Origin of the sequence: Limnoglobus roseus (assembly GCF_008254045.1) — a bacterium.
Taxonomy (GTDB): domain Bacteria; phylum Planctomycetota; class Planctomycetia; order Gemmatales; family Gemmataceae; genus Limnoglobus; species Limnoglobus roseus.
On the sequence record NZ_CP042425.1, the window covers coordinates 7347375 to 7370371 of the forward strand.

At 67.7% G+C, this 22997-nt stretch carries 13 protein-coding genes; 8 read left to right on the top strand and 5 right to left on the bottom strand.

What is annotated here, in order from left to right:
* Positions 1–86: 86 nt before the first annotated feature.
* On the bottom strand, positions 87–914 hold the full coding sequence (locus PX52LOC_RS31605; RefSeq protein ID WP_149113818.1) for a DUF4337 family protein: 828 nt from the start codon (positions 912–914) through the stop codon (positions 87–89).
* An 88-nt stretch (positions 915–1002) separates the two neighbouring features.
* Positions 1003–2643, bottom strand: coding sequence for a sensor histidine kinase (locus PX52LOC_RS31610; RefSeq protein WP_149113819.1), 1641 nt, complete (start codon positions 2641–2643; stop codon positions 1003–1005).
* 129 nt (positions 2644–2772) lie between these two features.
* Here PX52LOC_RS31610 and PX52LOC_RS31615 point away from each other — a divergent pair, with 129 nt between their 5' ends.
* Positions 2773–3027, top strand: a complete 255-nt coding sequence (locus tag PX52LOC_RS31615; RefSeq protein ID WP_149113820.1) for a hypothetical protein — start codon at positions 2773–2775, stop codon at positions 3025–3027.
* A gap of 588 nt (positions 3028–3615) precedes the next feature.
* Here the strand turns inward: PX52LOC_RS31615 and PX52LOC_RS31620 are convergent.
* Positions 3616–4116 carry a hypothetical protein gene (locus PX52LOC_RS31620; protein WP_218575193.1) on the bottom strand — a complete coding sequence of 167 codons (501 nt, stop codon included), beginning with the start codon at positions 4114–4116 and terminating at the stop codon, positions 3616–3618.
* Positions 4117–4776: 660 nt separating this feature from the next.
* Here PX52LOC_RS31620 and tssK point away from each other — a divergent pair.
* From tssK to PX52LOC_RS31635, 3 genes are read left to right on the top strand one after another with little or no spacing between them, the layout of a single operon-like run.
* Positions 4777–6204, top strand: a complete 1428-nt coding sequence (gene tssK, locus PX52LOC_RS31625; RefSeq protein WP_149113821.1) for a type VI secretion system baseplate subunit TssK — start codon at positions 4777–4779, stop codon at positions 6202–6204.
* On the top strand, positions 6201–6860 hold the full coding sequence (locus PX52LOC_RS31630) for a DotU family type IV/VI secretion system protein (protein ID WP_149113822.1): 660 nt from the start codon (positions 6201–6203) through the stop codon (positions 6858–6860). Before tssK ends, PX52LOC_RS31630 begins: the two co-directional genes overlap by 4 nt.
* A 12-nt stretch (positions 6861–6872) precedes the next feature.
* On the top strand, positions 6873–8534 hold the full coding sequence (locus tag PX52LOC_RS31635) for a type VI secretion protein IcmF/TssM N-terminal domain-containing protein (RefSeq protein ID WP_149113823.1): 1662 nt from the start codon (positions 6873–6875) through the stop codon (positions 8532–8534).
* Positions 8535–8540: 6 nt separating this feature from the next.
* Here PX52LOC_RS31635 and PX52LOC_RS31640 read toward each other — a convergent pair whose 3' ends face one another.
* Entirely contained in the window at positions 8541–13058 is a 4518-nt protein-coding gene (locus PX52LOC_RS31640; RefSeq protein ID WP_149113824.1) for a carboxypeptidase-like regulatory domain-containing protein, read from the bottom strand.
* Positions 13059–13077: 19 nt separating this feature from the next.
* Complete coding sequence (locus PX52LOC_RS31645; protein ID WP_149113825.1) at positions 13078–17661, bottom strand: vWA domain-containing protein; 4584 nt, start codon at positions 17659–17661, stop codon at positions 13078–13080.
* A gap of 193 nt (positions 17662–17854) precedes the next feature.
* Between PX52LOC_RS31645 and PX52LOC_RS31650 the strand changes: the two genes are divergently transcribed.
* The 4 genes from PX52LOC_RS31650 to tssB all read left to right on the top strand — a co-directional run bounded on the left by PX52LOC_RS31650 (position 17855) and on the right by tssB (position 22940).
* Positions 17855–20104 (top strand): type VI secretion system Vgr family protein, encoded by a 2250-nt coding sequence (locus PX52LOC_RS31650; RefSeq protein WP_149113826.1) that lies wholly within the window; start codon positions 17855–17857, stop codon positions 20102–20104.
* 54 nt (positions 20105–20158) lie between these two features.
* Entirely contained in the window at positions 20159–20713 is a 555-nt protein-coding gene (locus tag PX52LOC_RS31655) for a DUF6931 family protein (protein WP_149113827.1), read from the top strand.
* A gap of 140 nt (positions 20714–20853) precedes the next feature.
* Positions 20854–22380 (top strand): type VI secretion system contractile sheath domain-containing protein, encoded by a 1527-nt coding sequence (locus PX52LOC_RS31660; protein WP_168219327.1) that lies wholly within the window; start codon positions 20854–20856, stop codon positions 22378–22380.
* Positions 22381–22433: 53 nt separating this feature from the next.
* Entirely contained in the window at positions 22434–22940 is a 507-nt protein-coding gene (gene tssB, locus PX52LOC_RS31665) for a type VI secretion system contractile sheath small subunit (protein ID WP_149113829.1), read from the top strand.
* The last annotated feature ends 57 nt before the right edge of the window (positions 22941–22997 follow it).

The following is a 22997-nucleotide window of genomic DNA, read 5'->3' on the forward strand; positions in this document are numbered from 1 at the left end:
AGGGAATCCGACGGCATCCACCCCGCCTACCAGCTTACCCGGCCGACCGAACCGCTACACGTGGGCGATTCGGAACGGTCGGATCGTCATTTCCCGTGTTCGGGGGCGTGCGCGTTTGGCCCGTGTTCGGGCGCCTTTGTGGGATGATCGGCCGCCGCCGGAACTGCCGGATGGTCGGCCGGCGGATGGCCACCCGCCGCCGGGGCCGCATGGCCGCCCGCCCCTGGGGCCGCATGGCCACCCGCCGCATGGTTTTCCATCATGTAGGCCGACGCGGCCAACGCGAGTGAAACGACCGTCGCGGTCATGCCGAAGTACCAGTACCCCCGCCGCTTCGTGAGCAGTGCGAGCGAACAAACGACAAGCCCGATTTCTGCCGACAGGTGTGCGATGTCGAGTCGGTCCGCTTGGTGGTGGTTGTGAACGGCGTCGTCCCGCAACTCGTCCGCTTCTCCGAGGAGACGAACCGCTTCCGCCTCCTTCGCCTTGCCCTTCTTGTTGATCTCGGCGAGTTCGTCGTCCTGCTTCTTTCGCTCGCCGGGATCGGTCACTTCGAGCAGCTTCTTCTTCCAACTGTCAATGACCTGCCGCGCGTGGGGGTCTTTGTTGTCCGCCGGGAACTGGGCGACTTGAACGACGGCCGCCTCGTACTGCAACGTCCGGTTCTTCTTCGATTGAAACCACGCGAACAGGTTACTCTTCTCCACGTCCGCGGCGGCCGCCTCGGTGCGGAGACGGTTCGCCTCGCCGACGATCCGCAGCACGTCGTTGTGCTTCCGGTGGCCGAGGGTGGCCACGCCGGCCAGGCAGGCGGCGATGATCGCCATGCTCACGGCCACCCGGCGGTCGAACGGGTCGTGGGCGGCGTGCTGGGCGTGGTGGGAGTGCTCCAAATGTTCGTGCGTGCTGGCCATGTGTACTCCGGGACAGGGCAGAGAAGCGGTGTCGGTTATACGATCGGTACAAGGAACTGGTCAGATGCAAGGCACGGTGTGAACCGCACTACGTCGGGGGTGCTTCCGTCGGTAGATCGAGAACAAACTCCGACCCCTCGCCCAACTGGCTCGTGACCGTCACGTCGCCGCCCATGAGCCGGGCGAGGTTCCGGCAGAGGACTAACCCCAAGCCGGTCCCCCCGTAGCGGCGGGAGATCGACGGGTCGGCCTGCACGAACGGCCGGAAGAGGCCGGCGATCTGCTCCTGTGACATGCCGATGCCGGTGTCGGCGACGGCCACGCGGAGGCGACCATCGACTCGCGTGGCGGTAACGGAGATGCGGCCATCGGCCGTGAACTTCGCGGCGTTGCCGACGAGGTTGATGACGCACTGCTGGAACCGGGCACCGTCCTGGTAGACCGTGCCGAGGTCCGGCGGAATGGTTACGTCGAACGTGTTGCGATGCTTCTCCACAAGCGGCCGGGTCGTCTTACAGACTTCGGACAACGCCGCGGCGGCATCGAAGGCGGCCGGGCTGAGGTGGTACATCCCGGCTTCGATCCGAGAGAGATCGAGCAGTTCGTTAATCAAGGTGAGCAGGCGTTGGCCCGACGAGCGGATTTGCCCGAGGTCGGCACCGAACTGGTCGAGTCCGGCTTCGGCGGCCTGTTCGATCAGTTCCTCGGCGAAGCCCAGGATCGCCGTGAGAGGCGTCCGCAGTTCGTGGCTCACCAGGGCCAAAAACTGGCCCTTGGCTTGGTCCGCGGCCTCGGCCGCCTCCTTGGCGACGAGCAACCGGGCGGACTGGGCCGCCTTCTCGGCCCGGTCGAGGCCGACGCCGATGGTCGTCGCCAGCAGTTGCGTGGCGTGAGCCTCCAACGGCCCGATCCCGCCGGCGGCGATTCTCTTCCCGATGCCCCGCCCTTCCCGGCTTCCGTACACGACGCCGAGCACGGTGCCAGCCGATGACAGGATCGGTGCCGCGACGACCGCGTCCACATGGGTGAGGCTGTCCCGCGGGTTCACGGCGGTGTCGGTCGTCTGGTAGAAGGTGCGGCGTTCGGCCGCCACTTGGTTCACGATCGTGTGGCTAAACTCTCGATTGGAAGTGGGGTCGAACGACGTGCCCGCCCGCCCGACGACCTCCCAGGTCGGCCCCTTCGCGAGCAGGATGAGGCCGCGTTCGAGGCCGATCTGTTCGACGACGGCCCTGGCGGCTTGTGCAAACGACTCCGGCGAGCCCGGGGGGGCAGTCTGCACGGCGATCAGGCTCTCGAACCAACCCGCCAGGCGAACCGGGTCGTTCGTATTCACCCGCAGTCGGCGGTCCGGGTCCAGTCCGCCGGCGGCCGCGCGAGGGAGAATGGTTTGGAGCGTATCGGTCCCGTCACCAGTGTCGGAGGATTGGATGGTGACCTGCACGGTGCCGAGCGCGATGCGTGCGGGCAGGGGCAGGTCGACCGAGAGGCCCGAGTTGAGTCCGGCCCCGCCGGCGAGGGCGATTTTCTGCGTCTGACTGAGGTTCAGAACGCGGACGGTTCCGGCCGTGACGGCGGTGAGCCGGACGTGGTCGCGGGAGACGGTCGGGTCTTTGAGGACGACGCGGGGAACATCAGCCCGGGCCTCCCCCCGGCCGAGTTCGATGGAGGAACTCGCGACGTCGCGATCGAGGGTTTCGCCACCAAATTCGATCCGCAGTCGGAACATCGGCAGGCCCAGAACGCGAACGACGGCATCGTTGTACGACTTGAACCTACAGGCACGAACGGCTCAAATCCAGGCAATTCCGACCAACAAGCCGTTTCGAGGGGTGCGGATTCCGGTGCAGTTGACGCAATGGCCGCGTTCGTAGCGTCGTTGACCGCCAAGCAGCGAGAGAAGTTGGCCATGACCTCCCACGAGTTCGACGCACTTACGGCATGGGGGCCGAAACGCCAACCGCCCCACGATTGGGACGGGGTCACGCCGTACCTGCTCCTCGAAGGCCGGATGCAGGTCCGCGGGTGGGAACTGCGAGCCTATCAATTCTCGGACGGCACACGCCTCCTCAACAACGAAGACTTGCTGCGCGTGGTCTGGTCCGAGAGGTGATGCGATGCCCTTCACGCCCCGCAACCGGCCACGGATATAACCGCGTGATTTTTGGTTGACCGAGCGAACGGTGATGGTTACTGTCCGGGGAGTTGGGCCACCGTCCTCTCCGGGGCATGTCATGAGGATCCTCGCCCGCTTGATCGCCACATCAACGGCCCTGGCATTCGTTGCCTACGTCGCCGTGACCTACGCCGATTACCGACATTGGCGGGAGGTTGACGAGACAGAAACGGCCCGCGCCGCGGTGATCGATCGGGAGACAGAATACGCTCACGAGCGGCGGTACGGTCGGGACATGGAGTTAGCACGGCAATGGGAGGCCGCGAAGGGGCAAAGACCAACGAACCGAACCGCGTGGGTGTCGCTATCCGAGGAATAGCAACACGGTCGAAGCAACGGGGCGAACGAAGCAGGGCGACGGGTTTCAGTTACCCGCCGCCCCAGACCGCCCGAGTCTCCTAACCCAGACGGCTGAATATCAACCTACGCCCGCGGCCCCCGGCGCGAAGCCACGCGGTTACGACTCGAGCGCCACCCGCTTCAACTCGTCGCGGATCTTGCCGAGTTCTGGCACCTGCTTCCCGTTCAGGTCGCGGGCTTGCCGCATGACTGTTTCACTACCGTCGGAGACGGCGCCAGGCACCGAATGCACTGGCGGCGGAATCCGATGTACCCGAATCCAATGGTGAGCGAGCAATAGGCCGCGATGGTCGCGGGGTGCGTTCCGCTTGCCAACAACTTCGGCGTGTCTAACAAGCGATCTCCCGTCAGCCATGCGATCGCCAAGTAACTCCCGTTGGCGAGCGGACAGAAGTGGGCAATCAACCAAGCCCATTGGCGGCGAACGACGGCGGCCATCACAATCGGGACCATCGCGCCGAGTATCGGACCGCACCACAGTGTAACGAGGGGCTGCGGGTCGGGGTCGAAGATGCTGTAGGGCAATTCCCACGGCAAAATCCGGGCCTCCTGAAGTGTTCCACCGCACGCCCACCCGCCGACAATATGCCCTGCCTCGTGGGTGAACGTCATCACGCCCCACGACGCAATGAGGAGCAAGCCAAACGGAACGTACCGATTGTTCACGTCAGCCCTTTCCGATTGGGGAACCGCTTCGCTTCAGTCTATATCGCCGCCGGGGTAAACTTTCCGGGTTAAGCACCTCGCCGGCAAACCCACCCGCCCGCAGTGGCACACATTTACCACCACCCTCGACGACCAATAAGCCTCGCGTCCGATCCTGACCATTCCCGGCAACCCCGTTCACCGCGAGCCACACCATGAAGCCGACCATCCTGCCCATCGCACCGTTGCCCCTGAACCGCTTGCCCGATCAGCCCTGGCCCGTTGCCGACGCGGCCAAGTTCTTCAATCTGTCTGTGCGATCGTTGACCCGCGCTGCCGAAGGTCGCACTCGACCACTACCTGCAAACGCTCGACCGGGACTTCGAGAAGGCCGCGAACGGCGGTGCAGATACCAGTACAAAAGTAGTGCAGAATCTGATGTTGCCGGAAGCCGCCGGGAACGGACAGGATTTGAGAAAATCTCCGAATAGCCCAGGAATTGAGCCGAATCCGCACGTTCCGGCGATTCCTGTCAACCCGGGTCAAGTACGAGAGGGGGACGTTGTACCACTTGAACCGAGGCCGGGGTTCCCGCGGCACGAAGAATTTCAGAACATGATTGCTTCGATTCGGCGAGCTTGCTACACTTGCTGAAATTCTCGACTTAGCAAGGCGGGGCGAATGACCGTTCGGTCCGTTCACTGGCACGAAGGGATGTTCTTACATCCCCACCACTTCCAGGCCGCTGGGCGGCACGCCGAGGCGACCATCGCACGGGGCGGCCGGTGGGATTCGCCCCATAATTGGGGATACCGAACACTCGACCTCGACCTCGACGCCATCGCAAACCATCGGTTCGCCGTGCGCGCCCTCCGGGCTCGACTCCGCGACGGGACGCAGGTCGATTTCCCAGACGACATCGTCCTTTCTGAACTCGACTTGAAGCCGGCCCTGGAGAACTCGCGGTCGGTGACGATTTTGCTCGCCGTGCCGGTGGCGCGACCGGGGCGGGCGAACGCTTCGGCCGGGCCGTCCGAGCGGGCACGGTATCAGGTTGAAACGGTGGAGTTGGAAGACGAGAACACCGGCGTCAACCCGCTCCCGATCGAGGTGCGGTTGCTGAACGCGCAACTCATGTTCTCGACCAGCCCGCAGGCGGGGTACGAGGTGCTGCCCGTCGCCCGGGTGATGAAGTCGGCACGGGCCGACGCCCCGCCGCAACTCGATCCGACGTTCATCCCCCCACTCTTGGCGTCCGAGGCGTCGCCGGCCCTGTTGGGAACCATCCTCCGGGCCGCTTACGACCGGGTCGGGACGAAGATCGAAGTTCTCGGCGGACAAGTGACCGCCCGGAGCCTGTCGTTCGACAGCCGGACCCAGGGCGACTTGCTCATCCTGGAACAACTCCGCGAGTTGAACGCTGCCGCTGCCTCACTCAGTGTGCTCGCCTTCACCCCGGCCCTGCACCCGTTCCCAGCTTACGCCGAACTCTGCCAGATCATCGGCCGGCTGGCGATCTTCGGACCAACCCGCCGCTTGCCGCCGCTACCGAGATACGACCACGACGACCTCGGCGGTTGCTTCTGGCGATTGAAGCAACTTCTCGACGAACTTCTCGATCTGGTCGTCGAGCCGGCTTATAAGGAGCGGGCGTTCGTCGGGGCCGGGTTGCGGATGCAAGTCGTCCTCGAACCGGCGTGGGTCGAATCCGGGTGGTCGCTCTACGTCGGCGTCGAGTGCCCGCTCTCGTCTGACGATTGCGTCCGGCTGCTGTCCCACGGCCAACTCGACATGAAACTCGGCAGTTCCGAGCGGGTGGACGCGATCTTCCGCCTCGGACAGGCCGGCCTGAAGTTCGAGTACCGCCCGTCCGCCCCGAAGGTCTTGCCGGACCGGCCGGGCCAGACGTACTTCCAGATCGCCAGCGACCCCAATCACCCCGAGTGGCAGAACCTGTTGCGGTCGCTGACGCTCGCCCTGCGGGTCAACGAACACCGCGTCGTCGGCAGCATCCAGGGCGAGCAGGTGCTGACCATCCGCATGGGGGCCGACACCGTGGCCGTGCGGTTCACCCTCTTTGCCGTGCCCCAACCTGGGAAGTCGTCATGACCCCCGAGTTGTGGGACGTGGTCCGCCGGGTCTTCATCACCGGCCTTCAGTTGAAAGAGCGGCTCGACCGCGGCGAACGGCCGGCCATCGGCCCCGAACAGGCAGTGCTGCGGAAACTTCTCTTCCCGGGGCCGGCCGCCGAGACGTGGCCCGACTTCGCCGGCGACGCCGTGGACCCGGGCCGGGCGGGCGGTGGCCCCGCGTTCCTCGGCCTGCGGTATGCCCTCGCCTGCTGGCTCGACGAGTTGTTCATCGTCTACACGTCTTGGGACGCGACCTGGACCGAGGTCAAACTCGAAGCCGCCCTGTACGGGACTAACGACCGGGCCTGGCGGTTCTGGGAGCAGGCGTCGATCGTCGAAGAACGGCCCGACTCAGCCATATTGGGCGTCTTCCTCCAGTGCGTTGCCCTGGGCTTTCGCGGCGACTACCGGAACGCCCCGGATCGCCTCAACCGGTGGGTCGATGGCACGAAGGACCGCGTCTGCCGGCCGGCGGCCAACTGGCAACCGCCGCCGTACCTGCCGCCGCCGTCCGGTGTCCCTCCGCTCGCCGGGCGGGAGAAACTCCGCCGCATGGCCCTCGCCGCCGGCTGGGTGCTGTTGCTCACCCTCCCGGTCGTCGCCTATCTCGCCGTCCGCCAGTTCGGCGGGTAAGGAGGTCGTCGGATGATGCGCTTCCTCGCGTTAATCTCGGACATGATCGGCAGTGTCCTCGACATCCCGTACCGGTTCATCCAGACGATCGGCAAATGGCGGGCGCTCAAGGGCGGCGGCGTCAAAACCGTCGGCATGTTCGGGCAGGAGGTCAAGGGCCTATCGCCGGTCGCGTCGTTCTTCCGCGGGGCCGGGTTCATCCTCTTCGTCCTGGTCGCGATTGCCGCCCTCGGCGGGGCGATTTACGGGCTGTGGTGGCTTAACCGGGCCTGGGAACTCGAACGCCAACTCGGCGGGCCGCTACCGTGGGCCCGCCCGTACTGGCTGCCGGCCCTACTCGTGTTGTTCCTCACGGCCTGCATAGCCGGGTGGTGGCTGTGGTCGCTCGTCGGCCCGCTGCGCGAGCCGACCGACTTCGCGGACATTTACACCGCCTGGGTCGAGGGGCGGGCCGCCCTGGAAGCGAACGGCCTGGTGGTGACGGACTTGCCGGTGTACCTGGTGATCGGTCGCCCGGCGTCCGGAGCGGGTTCGTTCTTCGCCGCCTCGCGAATCGGCTTTCCGGTGGCCGGCGTCCCCGCCCGGGGCGACGCCCCGGTTCAGGTGTACGGCAGTCCGCAGGGCATTTTCGTCGCCTGCCCGGGGGTGTCGCTGTTATCCCGGTGGGCCGAACTGCTCGCCGCCGACCTACCGCAGACCGCAACGGGAACTTCGCAGACTTTGTTCGATGAATCGGCCCCGATGGACGCCGCCGCAGCCCACTCGGTCGCGCCGACCTGGCCGCTCAACCCGCTCCTCCTCGCCGATGAGACCGGCGGGGGCGTCGCGACTGCGGCCCCCACGCGGCTGAGAACCGTCCCGGCCCTCCTCCGCGACGGAGTTGCCGCCGATCGCGAGTTGGCCCGCCTGCGATACCTCGGGCGTTTGGTCGCGCACAACCGCCATCCGTACTGCGGGGTAAACGGGGTCGTGTTACTCGTGCCGTTCGCGAGCCTGGAGAGCGAAGCGGCGACGAACCAAGCAGTGACGGCGTGCAAACTCGACCTGAACGCCCTCCGTGAAGGGCTGAAAATCGAGTGCCCGATCCTCGGCGTCGTGTGCGACCTGGAACAAGCCGACGGGGCCGCAGCCTTTCTGCGAGCCGTCGGCGACGACCGCAAGGACCGCCTGCTCGGTCAGCCATTCCCTCTAGCCGCCGACGTGCCCACCGAGCGGCTGAACGCAGCCCTGCTCTCGACCGTCCACTGGTCCGGCGACGGGCTGGACCGAATCGTGCTGCGCGCGATCAAGGTCGGCGACACGGGTTCGGAGGGCGAGGCGCTCGTGTACAACGGCGGTCTCTGCCGGTTCGCCGCCGCGGTGCGACAGCGGGAATCGGCGATGGGGGAAGTCTTTTCCGCCGCGGCGACCGGCCCAGACGGCCGCCCCGCCCGGTTCGGCGGGTGTTTTCTCGCGGCAACCGGCCCCGACCCGGCCCGCGATCAGGCGTTCGTCGGCGGCCTCTTCCGGCTCCTCGCAGAACAGCAAAACTACGTCACCTGGACCGCCGCCGCCAAGTCCGAGGACGCCGCGTACCGGGGTTGGACGGCCGTCGGCTACCTGACCCTCTTTGCCTTCATCGTGGCCGTCGCCGTGGCCCTCGTTCTACACATCCGCGAATCTCTTGGGGGCTGACCGCGCTCACTTGATGTACAACTCGACCCGCACGGCGACCGTGCCGCCAGGCGGGAGCTTCGCCGGGGCCGAGCCAACCTTTTCCGCCGCCGACGCCCGCCGCGACGACTTGACCGCGTACGTGCCCGGCGGGACGCCCTCGAACTTGAACTTGCCGCCCTCACTCGTCTTGGCCTGCTTCACGACGCCGCCCTTCTCGTCCGTCAGCATGACGTCCAGGTTCGCTTGCGGCGCGTCCCCCATGACGACCACGCCCGTGATCGTTCCCGGCTCGCTCTTCACCGGGTCGAAATCGACGAGTTCGACCGTCCCGTTGGCGTAGGCATCAACGCCCGTGCCGGAGACGAACCGCACGCTCACGTCCTGCGACCCGGCCTTGTCCTTCGGCAGCGTCAGTTCGGCCGACCACGTGGTGCGGTCCGCGTTGAGAGCAACGCCCGCGATCGGCGTGGCCCCGGCCGGCGGCTTCCCTTCGACGGACTTGCCGAGGAAGAATTGAACCTGCTTGATCCCGGCGACCTCGGCCGTTCCGCTCGCCCGGACGGTGAGCTTCGTGCCGAGTTTCGCCCGCTTGGGCAGGTCGAGGATGGTGACGTTTTGCGGCGCACGGTCGTCGAGGACGAGCGGAAGGACGGCCGTGGCGATTTCGTCGCCGGTCGGCGTCAGCATTCGCGCCCGCACAACCCGCCGACCGCGAACCTGCTCGGCGTCAAACTCGACGACCCAATCGCGCACGTCGGCGTCGAACTGCAAACCGCCATCGCTGGCCGAGGCGAAACCGATCCGGGTGCGGCGGGCCGTCGGGTACCGCAAGACGGAGTCCGCTTCCACGCCGGCGACGGTCAGCCGCCCGAGCGACACTTCGAGCGTCGCGTCCGGCGGCGGGTGGTCGACGGCGGCCACCACCGGCAGCCGCGGCCCGCGCGGTCCAGTCGGGGGAAGGAGTGTCAGGTCGGGCGTTTCCAGCCGCCGGAGCGTGAGCGTTGGACCAGTCGGCGGGGCCGCGGGGCCGCGGAAGGTGTACACCCGGGGTACGCCGTCGATGTCGATGAAGCAACGGTACTCGCCGTCGGCGGGGGCCGGGGCAATGTCGGCGAAGAGCCGCACCGCACCGCCCTCACGCAGTTCGCCGCGGAGGGTTCCCGCGGGGGCCGGTCCCGACCGGTCGGGGAATCGCATCTCGACCCGGGCCGGCGGGCCGAAGTCGTCGCCGCCCTTCAGGCGGATTTCGAGCCGGCACTTCCCCTCGGTCGTGGGAGCCGGGGGCAGAAGTTCTGCCGCTTCCAGAATCGCGTACCCCGCCGGGTCGCGAATGTCCGGCCGGACACTGCGGCGGAGGATCTCACGGCCCGCTTCCACGACCCGCACCTCCAAGGGTCCGCTCAACTCGGGCAGGGTGGTCGCCGGGGGAACCGTCGCGGCCGTTGCCGGCGGTGAGGGAATCGGAGGTGCCAGCGATGGCGTCGCCACCGGGAATCGCACCGGCTCGACGCCGCCCGGCGGGATCACCAGGGATTGCTTCAACGCAGTGGCCCCGGCCGTCAGTTCGACGGTCAGCGTGCGCGGCTTATCGCCCGGGTTACGCACGAACAGGTAGCTCGTCGATTTCGACCCGCCGGGGCGAACCGCCGGCCGGTCCGTGGGCCGCACCACGTTGGACGGGTCGCGGCTGAACAGCAAGTCGAGTCGGCCCCGGACCGCGTCGAGCGACACCGGCACGCGGGCGAACGTCGGCCGCCCGTCAGTCGTGGTTTCGGCGAGGAACCCGGCCGGCGGGGCGGCCGTGGCCGATCCCCCCTTCAAGGCGAGTCGGACCGGCGTCCCGCCCGGCTCGCGCGGTGCAGCTTCGGCGGAAAACCAATCGTTCGGCGTGACAACAACCCGCACGTCCGTCGGCGGATCGACCCGGACGAGTCGCACGGCAGACGGGGTGGACTCCGAAAGGTCGCCACCCGTCACGCTCACCCGCGGTAACGCCACGGGCGGAATGCCGGCCGGTCGGGTCGCGGCGGCGGCCCCGATGAAGAACGGACCGCCGGATGAGGAAGCGTGGTCGTACCACCCCGCGAGCCACGTTCGCAGGGCTGTTTCGTCCCGCGCCTCGATTCGCAGAACCGGAGTAAGTGCGTCCGTAGTCGGAATGGAAGGGCGGGCCGCCGTCCGTTGCCAAAGGTCGAGTTGGCCGTCGGGCCGATTGGCGGGAACCGTGCCGGTCGCCCGGAACAACTCCCGGGCGAGGCTCCCGCGGCCGGCAGGTGTGCGTTCGATGCCGACGGGAAGCGGTTGGCCGGCGGTGTCGGCGAGTGTGGCCAGCGCCGCGACGGCTCGCTCGGACCGGCTCCGTTCGGCCCGCTCATCGGCTTCTTGACCGGCGGTATCCTCGGCCGGCCGGCCGACGGTGGTCGGTTGCCCGTCGACCGCATCGGCGTCGAGTACGCCGCGGGTCAGGCGGGCGACAAGTGGGGCACGGGCGGCCGCCACTTCTACGCGGAGATCCGCAGCGAGGGCATCCGTGGTCAAAAGGCTTTCGAGTGCTCGCACCACGATCGGACCGGCGTCCGGTTTCTTCGCCCGGGCCACCAGCTCTTTGACGGCCTCGGTCTGGAAGGGGGACGCCGCGTCGGCGAGCCTCAGTTTCAGTCGCTGCGTGGCCCGTTCGAGGGTGTCAGTCGCACGAGCCAAGTCGTCGCTCGACGTGCCCCCAAGCCTCTCGCGGGCCGTGAGGGTGGCCTTGAGAGAGGCGACAGCCGTCTGCCACTGCTCGGTGGATTCCGGCTCGCCCGCGAACCGCGACGCGGTTGGCGTCAAGAAGGTCAGTGCGCGCACGATCACGGCGTCCGCTGCGGTCGCAGCCGTCTGTGCGCGGCCGATAACGGCGTAATGGGTGTCGGCCTGCGCGAGCAGACCCTCGGCCGTCGCCGGCGGAACGTACCCGTTCGCCAGCAACAGTTCTTCCCCCCGATACCGCTCGCGGGCGGCGGCTTCGAGAAGGGGTTGCAGTTCATTGAACGCCTCCGCTCGGGCGGTCGCTTCACCCGCCCGGCAGACGGCGAGCGCGCGGGCCGCAATCGTGCCGTCCCAGGGCAAGTCAGTCGCCCGGGCGGTGTCCGCGAGACGAGCCAGGAAGACTAATTCGACGGCCGATGTGCGTGAAGTTAGCCCAGCGATCAGGTCGTTCGCGCGAATGACGGCCTCGCGGGGCACCGGCCGGCCGTCGACCAGCGAGTCGAACACCAGCCGGGCGGCGCTCGCGGGCGGCACCGTGGCCAGCTTCGCGGCGGCCGCAGTCATGGCGGCCGTCACGTCCTCGGGCTTGGCCGTCGCCGCCGGGCGGACGGCCGCGACCACGATTGCCGCGAGGGCCGGGTCGGCCGGCGGGGCCACCGCGGCGAGATTCGGCGGAAGGAACGGCTTCGCCGCCAACTCTCGCTCGCACCGGACGACGGTGCGGGCGGTTAAGTCCGAAACAACCTGCCGTTCGGCGGGCGTGGCGGGCCCGTTCCGAGCCGCGATTTCGGCCGCGAGCAGTTCCGCGCCGAGTGCCCGCATCGCAAGCGGATCGAGGCGGTCCGCACCGGCAGCGCGAAGGCGGTCACGGGCGGCCCAGTGCGGCTTCAGCCAATCGGCGGTGTCGGCCGGAATCGGCAGTTCGGGCGGGGGCGTCGGCGGACGACCCGTGAGCGGGACGAGTGGGAAGTCCTCGCCTTCGCCTAGAAGTTGCGGCGTCTGCCGGGTGCCGCGGGTCTGGTCGGCCCACCGCTGAACGCGGGTGCGGACGAAGTTTGCCAGCCCGTACGCCGTGACCGCGTCCGCCCCCGGTGGAGAGGCCCACCCAGTCAGGCCGACTTCGAGATAATACCCGAACGCCGTGCGGCCGAGTTCGTCCGCGACCCGCGCGACCTGACCCGGCCCGCACGAGGTCAGCACCAGGCGGCTCGCGTCGGGGACGGCGTCGAGGTCGTCGAGAACGGCCGTGGGGACCACCCCGGCGGCAACCTCGGCGGGGATCGAGTCGGCCGGCCAACTCAGGTCGAGGACGAGGAACTTCCGCTCGGTTGAACCGCTCAGGGTGGTGAGGATTTGCCGCAGCGGGATGCCGTCGGCAGGATTCTCCGGGCGGCCCTCTGGCGGGAAGACAATCACGCGCCCGTCGGCGTCACACGTCGCGGCGGCAGAGATGTAGACGAACGCCGGCCGGCCCGACGGCAGGGCTTTCAATCGGGCTTCCAACGTCGCCCGACTCGCCGCCGGCTCCGACGACGGCGTTCGACCGGCCAAAGCACGGGCGACGGCCGCGTGGTCGGCGACGGCGAAGCCGGGCGGCCCCCCCGCGGCCGGAGCGACGAACGAAACGTAGGTTGCCCGCGAACGCGGCGTCGCCCAGGTCGAGAGCGCAACGATTCCGCCGACGACGAGCAAGAGTGCGAAGAAGGCGACGAAGACCCGCCGCGGCGAGCGATCGACTTCGGGCGGCGGCGGCGAACTCCGCCAGCCACCCGCGGGGGGAATGGTGTCCGTGTTCATCCTGAACCTCACTCTTTTCTCAGCGGCCGCTCGGGGCGCGGTTGTCGTCGGGGTCGGGCGCGGGCATCTCGCGGAGGTCGATTCGCCGGGCCGACGCCTTGAACCCGGTCAGCGGCACGAGAGTTAACCGGGCGGCCCGCACGTCGGCCGAATCGGCGGGGAGAAAGAGGGCCACGGTTCGGCCCGCCTTCGTGTAAACACGGCGTTCGGACGAAACCAGGCCCACGCCGTCGAGCCGTGCGAGGACGGGTCGGTCGGCCGCGTGACGTATCCGCAGGGCGATCGTGCCAAGGACCACCGGCGGGCCGCCGGCCAGGGCCGGAGCAATTGCTTCAACGGTTACTTCTTCGGCCCCCACTTTGACGGTCACAGGTCCGTTGGCGTCGAGAATGTCCTTCAACGCGGTCGTGGCCGTGGCGGCGGCCGACCCCGTCTCGTTGAACCACACGCGGAGCGTCGGTCGGGCGGGGGAACCGCCACCGGGGTACTTCGGCCAGGCCGGCGCGAGAACCTCCCACACCGGGGCCGTGTAGTCGTACACGGGCCGCCAGCGGACGGAAGCGGGAGCGAGGTCAGGGAAGTCGGTACCCAGGTCGAACCAAACGTCGGCGGGGCGGGTGATCTGGGCCGTGGTGCCGGTCGTCTCCAGGCCGACGAGCATGGCCACACCGTCGCCGCGGCGTTGGTTCTGGAGGACCGTCACCCGCCAATCGCCGCGGTCGCTGCGGCCGAAAGGCCGCGAGGGGAACTCGTCGGCCAACGACAGCCGTCGGAACGTCGGCCCGGTCGGGGCCACGTCCAACCCCAGGAGGAGCCGATCGCCGTTCGTCAGGCGAGCGTCCGTTTCCCCCGGGCCGGTGTCGGTGCCGAGTTTGTACGGGCCGCCTTTCACCGCCGTCCAGCGGTCGGCGGTCCCACCGGGCGTTACTTCAAGTTCGATCGGCTTGCTGGCGGTCGGGGTGAGGCGGGCGGTCAGCCGCGAACTCAGGCCGGCACGCAGAGCGGACGACAGGGCTTCGACGTTCGGGGCGACCACGTACTTGCCGGGCGTCGGCAAGCCTTCGACGAAGTCGCGGAGTTGCTCGCCGGCTGCCGCGTCGTCCTTCGAGCGAGACGCGAACCCGACGGCGTGAATCACGAGCCGCTCGTCACGGAGTTTCGTCCGCAAGAGGGCCGCCAAGGGCTCGCCCTTCGGGTTCAGCCCCGGCTCACTCGCGGAACGGTTATCGAGGCCGTCGCTAATCAGCACGACGGCCCGGTACCCGGCGGCGGTCTGAACGTCGTCGCGGGCGGTGAGCAGTGCCCGGAAAATGGGCGACTGGTTGAACGGCTCCAGCGTGGCGAGTCGGCCGGTGATCTTGCTCACCTGCTCGGCGTCGTCCGGGTCGCGGCGAATCGGACCAGCGATCTTCGAGATTGTCTTCTCGGCCTCCTCGACCTTCTTCTGAGCCTCGCCCGCCTGGCCGAACGCCCACACGGTGACGACCGTATTACGCGGGAGGTCCGCGATGATTCGGCCCGCTGCCGTCACGCCTTGCAGGTAACGCGATTCGGTCGCCGGCTGGCCTTCGGGGGCCGCCATACTGCCGGAGCAGTCGATCACGATGGCGACCGCCCCTTCCCCACTGCCGAACTTGCGAACCGCGTCCGGGGACGCCCGCACGCTGACGACCGACGCGGGCGGCGGGGGAACGACGGTGTCGATCACCTCGGGCACGGGGTAGAGGTTCACGGGTGCCCGCCCGTCAATCTTCCAGCCGCGGAAGAACCCGCGGACCGCCACGGCCGTCGCCTCGTTCGCGGTGCCCGCACTGGTCAGGTCGAGGCGGTAGCGGTGAGTCTCGGGCCAAGGAACGGCCCGGCGGCCGGGGGCACCGGCGAGCGTCAGACCGGACGGAGGTTCCGCCGAGAGGGTCAGGAACCCCGGCAGCGCATCCGCCCGTTCTCCGCCGATGGCGACCTCGACGGAGAACGGGGCCGGGTCAGTGGTGGTGACGGGCACCGTTCCCGAAATCGTGGGCTTGAACGGTACGTCCAGTCGGCCGCGGAGTTTCCCGAGGCGGTCCCGCACCGGGTCGATCGGACCCAGGGTGGCGACATCGGACAGCAGCGCACCGGCCGCCTGCTTGTAGTAAGGAGCTTCGGTGGACGAGTCACCAGCCCAAAGGCTCTCGGCGTGTCGCTCGGCGAGGCCGAGTGCGAGGTTCTGGGAGAGCAGGCCACGCAACGCTACCGCCGGCTCGATCCGGTATGGCGGCAGCGCGGCGGGGGTGAGTCGCGCGAGTCGTTCCGCCGCGGCGAAGGCCGTTCGCACGGCGGATGGGTCGCCCGTCGGGTCGGTTTCGAGCAGGCGGCGAACCTCGTCGGCGAGTTGCGGAACCCGGGTGAAGGCGGGTTGCTTCTCCGTCTTGCCGAGCGCGGCCGCGGCGAGATCGGCCGACCGCCGACCGGCACCATCGCCCGCACTTGCCGCGGCAACAGTTTCGGTCGTCGCGGACGCTTCGCGGGTGAAGCGGTCGGCGAGCGGCCACAGTTGGGCACGCACGTTCGGCGGAAGCATTGGCACGGTCAACGCGCGTTCGACCGTGTCGCGGCCGACCCGTGCCGCCAATCCCGGCGGCGGTGCCGGCAACAGGACTTGAACGTCAGTGACGACGGCCTTCGTCAGCGCGTCCAACCGGGCGGCGAGGCCGTCGGCCGACTGCGTCACGTCCGCAACGGCAGCCGAAGGTGTGAGGATGCGGTCGAGATCGTGGGCCGCGGTCCAGAGCTTCGTCACCTCGTCGGCCGGGTCCGACTTCTTAGCGTCGAGCGGACTGCGGACGGCCCAATTCGCGAGCAGCGGCAGTTCCGCGAACAGGCGGTCCCGCGTTAAGAACGCGGAGCGGAGTTTGGCGGCGTCGGCCAACACGGCGACATAGCCCGCCTTCGCCGTCGCGAACTCTTCTGCAGCCGGACCCGGATCGGTGGCGAAGAGTCGGTCCTCGCCACGAACGCGGATCGCGTCGGCAGCCTTCAATCGGTCGGCGAACCACGGTCCAAGACGGTCGCCGTACCCGACACCGCCGGCCGCCGCAGCGGTCTCCGCCAACTTGCGGACGGTCAGGGCGGTCTTGATCACCTCGGCCTGCGCGGGGGTTTTGATCGGCGGGCTGTTCGCCGCCAACATCACAAGAAGGTGTGCAGTCGGCGGTCGGGGCCGGCCAGGGCGGTCCAACAGCCGAATGATTTCGGCGGCCCGTGCCAGGTTCGGGGTGGGGGGTTCCGTGGCGAGTTCGATCAGGCGATCGTAGGCGGCCGGCGACAGGGTGAGTTGCGATGCGGCCTTTGCGGCCTCGGCCGGCGGGGCCGCCCAGAGGCGGCCCACGGCTTCGCGGGCGGCGAGGTTGGGCGGCGTCTCGCCGAAAACCGCGGCGGCGAGGAGCGGGTCGTTGACTTCGACCCGCCGGTCCGCGTCCAACCGTGCTTCGAGTTCCCTCACCTGCGTTAGCACCGTCGCGGCGGCCGTCTCGTCACGGGCGAGTGTCAACTCTTCGGCCCTCACGAGCGATGCCGCGTAGACGCGCCACAGGTGAGGGGCGTAAGACGCCGGCGGCGGTTCCTGCCGGGAGCGGGCCGCGCAACGGTCCCAGGCTGTTTGTAACGCCGGCGACGGCGCATAGGGGGGCAGAGCTTGTTCTGTCACAGTCGCGGTGTTCGTGAGTTGCGCCACCACGACCGCCCTCGCCCGCCGTTCGCCTTCGGGGCCGACCGGGTAGAGCCGTGGCGATTGCACCGCCGCACGGGTCTGGAGTGCCCACTTTTCCACCCGGGGGGCGAGGTATTCGTAAAGTTCCCACAGCGTGACCCGGCGGTCGCCGTCAGCGTCGGCGGCACCGGAGAGGCCGGTTTGCAAAAAGTGGCCGAAGGCGGTCGATCGATGGACCTCGGCCGGCCACGCTCGCTCGCCGGGGCCGTTCGCCGTCAGAACGGACAGGTTTGGGACGGCCGCGACATCCACTTCCTCCAACCCCTTGGCGAAGTCCGATTCGGGCGGGCCGAAGAGCGGGTTCGCCGGCATCTGCCCCGCTTCCAGCAGCAGAACCTTCTTCGTGGCCCCGGGCAACCCCGCGAGGCGGTCGATGACCGCCTTCAACCGCAGGCGGTTTTCCGCCGCGGGGCCAGGAGCCGCGTCGGTCGGCAAGAGGTACGGCCCGTTCGCGTCGGTTCCCCCGTGGGCCGCGATGGTCAGGAGGATCGTCTTCGATTTGATCCCGCGCAAGCCGGCATCCCACCGCACGTCGCGGCGGAGTTCGGCGGCCGTGCCGCCTTTCATAACGGCCACATCCGTCGTCCATCGGCGGCCGTAACTGTTGTGCGGAACCGCGAGGTTCGTTTCGTACCCCGCCGCGAGGTAGATGGCCCGGATCGGTTGTGGGCGCGACCACCAGGTCACGAGCCAGACCATGCCACCGCACAGGGCACAGAACACGGTCGCCGACGCGAGCCGCCAAGCCGTGCGGTGCCGCAGTGGCCCCGCGGTGGCGCGACGCGGGGCCATCGGAACGGCGGCCCCGGTCGACTTCCACGGCTCCCCTCGGCCGGCTGGGGTGACGGACTGCATGGACGGCCCCGCGGGTGGAAACGTGGTGGAATCGCAATCCAACCGTTGCGTCGGAAGCAACCACTATAGTAATCTACTCTTTCGAACGAGTGGATGAAGAGAATCGGGCGTCGCCCGTCCCCGGACGATCCGGCCGGCCCGCGCGACCGGCCTATTGCGTCCGCACGGCCGGTCCGACACAATGTGAGGCACCATGCCGACCGAGACATTCTCCCAGGACGACCGGCCCCTCGCGGTCACAACCCCCCTCGGCAAAGACGTTCTCCTCATCGAGACCGTTTCCGGAACCGAGGAGCTGTCTCGGCCCTTTCAGTACGAGTTGTCCCTGTTGGCGAAGGAAGAGACGAACGTCCCCTTCGAGAAAATCCTCGGCCAGCCGATGACGGTGACGATCCGCGGCGACGACGGCCCCGAGCGGTACGTCCACGGGATCGTCACCGGGTTGGCCCAAGGGGAGCAGGTTCAGTCGGACGGCGGCTCCACGACGTTCACCCGGTACTTCGCCGACATCGCCCCGAAGATCTGGCTGCTCACGAAGGTCGTCCGCAACCGCATCTTCCAGCAGAAGACGGTCCCCGAAATCCTGACCACGGTCTTCGAGGGGTACGACGTTTCGAAGAAGATCGAGGGCACCTACGAGCCTCGCGACTACTGCGCCCAATACCGCGAATCCGACCTCGACTTCGCCCAACGCCTGATGGAAGACGAGGGCATCTACTTCTACTTCGACCACACCGAAGACAAGCACACCCTCGTCCTCGGCGACTCGCCGCAGGGTCACGTCGCCATCGCCAAGTCGGCGACCGCGAATTTTTACATGGAGGGAACGTCCGACGCTGGCGAGTCGGTCATGACCTGGACGAAGCGGCAGCGGGTGCGGTCGGGGAAGGTCACCCTCTGGGATTACTCGTTCGAAATGGCCGACCGCAAGGACCATTTCGAGAGCGTCGAGACGATCGCCGGGAACGTGTCCGTCGGCAAGAAGTCCCACCCGCGGACGGCCGGGGGGGCAGACAAACTGGAACAGTTCCTCACCCAGGCCGGGTTCGCCGCCCGGTTCGACGGCATCGCCCCCGGCGGGGCGGAGCAGGCGTCGAAGTTGGCGAAGATCACCCCGGACGGCCGCCGCACGGCCAAGCTCCGCCTCCGCGAAGAGACGTGGCCGGGGCTGGTGGTTGATGGGGTCAGCGACGTCCGCCGGCTGGTCGCCGGACGGACGTTTGAGTTGGCCGGCCACCCGCACGCCAACGGCAAGTACTTGCTCGTGAAGATCGACTTGGCAGCGAGCATCGAGGGAGCCTACACGGGCGGCGGTGCCCGACCGCTGGCGTTCCGCAACCACTTCACCGCTGTCCCCGGGGCCACGCCCTTCGGCCCGGCCCGGATCACCCCGAAGCCGAGGGCCGAGGGCCTGCAGACGGCCGTCGTCGTCGGCCCCGCCGGGGAGGAAATCTTCACCGACAAGTACGGCCGCATCAAGGTGCAGTTCCACTGGGACCGCGACGGCAAGAACGACCAGGACAGTTCGTGCTGGGTCCGCGTGGCCACAACTTGGGCCGGGCAACAATGGGGGGCAATCCACATCCCCCGCATTGGCCATGAGGTGCTCATCGGGTTCGAGGAGGCCGACCCGGACCAGCCGATCTGCGTCGGCAGCCTGTACAACGCGGTCAACATGCCGCCGTACACCCTGCCGGACAACAAGACCAAGTCCGGCATCATGTCCCGCAGTACCACGAAGGGCGACGCCACGACGTTCAACGAACTGCGGTTCGAGGACAAGAAGGGGGCCGAAGAAATCTACTTCCACGCCGAGCGGGACTTCCTGCGGATCGTCGAAAACAACGACACCCTCAAGGTCGGGTTCGACAAGAAGGAAGACGGCAATCAACTCGTCGAAATCTTTAACAACCAGGACATCTTCGTCGGCGACAAGAAGGGCGAAGCGAAGGACGGCAGCCAGAAGCTTGAGGTGTTCAACACGCAGACGATCAAGATTGGTTCGGGCCAGGGGCAGGCGAAGGACGGCAGCCAAAAGTTGACCGTCTACAAGGACCGCATCGCGACTGTGCAGACCGGCGACGACAAACTCACCGTGGACAAGGGCGGGCGGTTCGTGACGATCACTACGGGGAACGACGAACACGTCATCAAGACCGGCAACCGCACGGTGGAAATCGCCACCGGCAACGACACCCTGACGATCAAGACCGGCAACCACAAAACCGCCATCACCGCGGGGGCGAGCAAGACCGAGGCGATGCAGAGTATCGAGTTCAAGGTCGGCGGGTCCACCCTCAAACTCGACCCGAGCGGCATCCAGATGAAGGGGCTGAAGATCAACATCGAGGGCGAGATCATGGTCCAGATGAAGGCCACGATCGTGAAGGTGGACGCCAGTGGGTTCCTGATCCTCAAGGGCGGGATCACGATGATCAACTAGCGGCTTAAAGCCCGTGGTAACTCCTTTCATTTCAATCTCGACGGGGCGAATGCAATGGGTGGCCGGTGGCCGCAAACCGCGGCGGAAGTCTACGCCAAGTACCCGATCCACCCGGCGGCGGCCGCGCTGGACCGCGGAGCTACGGACGGGCAGACGTTCCTTGCCGCGCTAGTCGCGGCCGGCCAGTACCGTGACGCGGTGACGTTCCTGGCGAACGCCCTGCCGATCCGCGAGAGCTTGTGGTGGGCGTGCGAGTGTGCCGGGGATGGCCCAGCGACTGAGGCTTGCCGGCAGTACGTGTGCGAACCGACCGACGCCAACCGCCGTGCGGCGTGGGCGGCCGCTGAAGCCGCCGACTTCGACACGCCCGGGGCGACGGCCGCCGTGGCGGCGTTCCTCAGCGCCGGCAGCCTGTCGGAGCCGGGGTTGCCGGCCGTGCCCCCGCCGGACGGCGTTGCCGCAACCGCCGTCGCCAACACCATTATTCTGGCCGCCGCCGTCAACGGCCCCCCGACCCTGGCCGACGAACGCTACCGCGAGTATTTGATCGTCGGCACCGCCGTGGCCGACGGCGCACGACGGTGGCCGGCGCCCCCGGGACAAAAATAAACAGCCGTCGGTATTTTTGTTGCACGACCGCCGACGACTTGATTAAATTCGAAGCAACTCCTCACCTGCCCCACTTAGAAACGGCGCATCACATGGCGTTGAATCTTGGCGTTGCCCCGGCACCCAGGGACAACCACGGTGTGCCCGCCCCGACCGACCCGTTCCGACTGGCCGTCCTCGGCGACTTTTCCGGCCGCGGCGGCGACTTCGAGAGTGCCAAGCCGGTACTCCTCAACCTCGAAGACTTTGAAGCCACGATTGCCAAACTCAACCCGACGGTCCCGCTCGACGGGCTGCCGGGCGACCCGTCCCTGACCATCCAGTCCCTCGACGACTTTGAACCGGACGCCGTCGTGCGGGCCGTGGATCACTTCACGGATCTGTCCGACGAGGACGAGAAGGCGGAGTTCCTCGACAGCGTTTTGCGGCACCCGAACTTGCGGCGGGCCGAGGGCGTGTGGCGGGGCGTCGATTGGCTCGCCCGTCGCGGTCGCAAAAGCGGCCGGCAGATCGAGGTCGTGTTGTACGACGTGTCCGCCGACAACTTCGCCACCGCGTTGAGCGGTGACGAGCTGAGCGAGAGTGTCGTCTACAAGGCCCTCGTGGCCGACGCCGTCTTCGGCAAGAAGGGCAAGCCGTGGGCCGCTGTCATGGGGCTCTACGACTACGACTTCACGGCTGCACACGCCGAACTGCTCGGCCGGGCGGCCCGGACTTTGACCGACTGCGGCGGGCCATTCTTGGCCGGCGTGTCGACAACCGCGACCGATTCGGCGACCGCCATTGACGAAGCCGACGCCGAGGCGTGGGCGGAACTCCGGGCGTTGCCCGAGGCCGGTCTGATTGGACTGGCGACGCCACGGTTCCTGGCCCGCCGGCCCTACGGCGAAGACTTCCGGCCGCCCGAGGCGTTCCCTTACGAAGAGTTCAAGCGCGACGCCGTTTCCGAGTCGTACGTCTGGGCACCTGCCGTGTTCATTCCGGCCGGGGTTCTCGCGCAGGGGTATGTCGCCGACGGTTGGGGGTTCGGGGCACAAAAGACGCGCGTGCTGGAAGGCATGACGACCCATGCGTACACGGATGCCGACGACGACGATCACTTGACCCTCCTCGACTGCTGGCTCGACCGGAAGGCGGCCGAGCGGTTGACGGGGTTGGGGGTCATGACGGCATTGGCCGTGAAGTCGGCCGACTCGTGTCAACTCACCCGGTTGCACTCGCTCGGTGCCGGCACCCCGCCGGCCGACCTGTACGGCCGATGGGGGAAGAGCGCCTCAGCCGGCCCGCCGCGTGGCCGCTTCGGCGTCAGCGTCGTGATGGACTCCGAGATGACCGGCACCGCGCCGAAACGGGCCTCGGGGGCCGCCGCATCCAGCGAAAGCTCGTCCGAATCGTCCGCATCATCCGAAACATCGGAATCGTTCGCATCGAGCGACGACAGCAGCAGCCTGTCGAGTGATTCCGATTCTCCCTCGTCCGGCGGTGACGATCTCGCGGCCATGATGGCCGCCCTCGACAGTCCCCCCGCGGACGCCCCTTCGGACGGGGCCGACGACATTGCGGCGATGATGGCCGCCCTCGACGCGCCCGTGGACGACGCTCCCCCGCCCGCCGACGCGCCGGACCAGTCGATCGAGGACATGCTGAAACAACTCGAAGACTCGTAGGCCGAACCCTACCGAACGCTACAACGAATCGATCACACTCTGGAGGAAGACCGATGGCCGAGAGTTTGCAACATAAACTGGACCGCGTCCGCCGCCCGCGGGTGCAAATCACTTACGACGTCGAAACGAACGGGGCGATGAAGAAGACGGAACTGCCGTTCGTCGTCGGCGTTATGGCCGACCTGTCCGGGATGCCGTCCACGCCACTCAAGCCGCTCAAGGAGCGGAAGATCACCAACATCGACCGCGACAACTTCAACGACGTGCTCGCGAAGTCCGGTGCCCGCGTGGCCACGAAGGTGGACAACGAACTGACCGGTGACGGGTCGAAGTTGGCAGTCGAACTCAACTTCAAGAAGATGGACGACTTCGAGCCGCAAAACGTGGCCGCCCAGGTGCCGGCTCTGAAGGAACTGCTCGACATGCGGCACAAACTAACACAACTGCTCTCCAAGATGGAAGGCAACGACCAGTTGGAGAGCCTCCTGGCCGACGTGATCGCGAACACCGAATCGGCCGCGAAAATGGCCGCCCAGATGGGCGAAGGCAAAACCGAGTAACGCCCCTGCTACGGCGAAATCCGTTCCCGACTCGCGTCCGTACACCTTTCGTTCTTG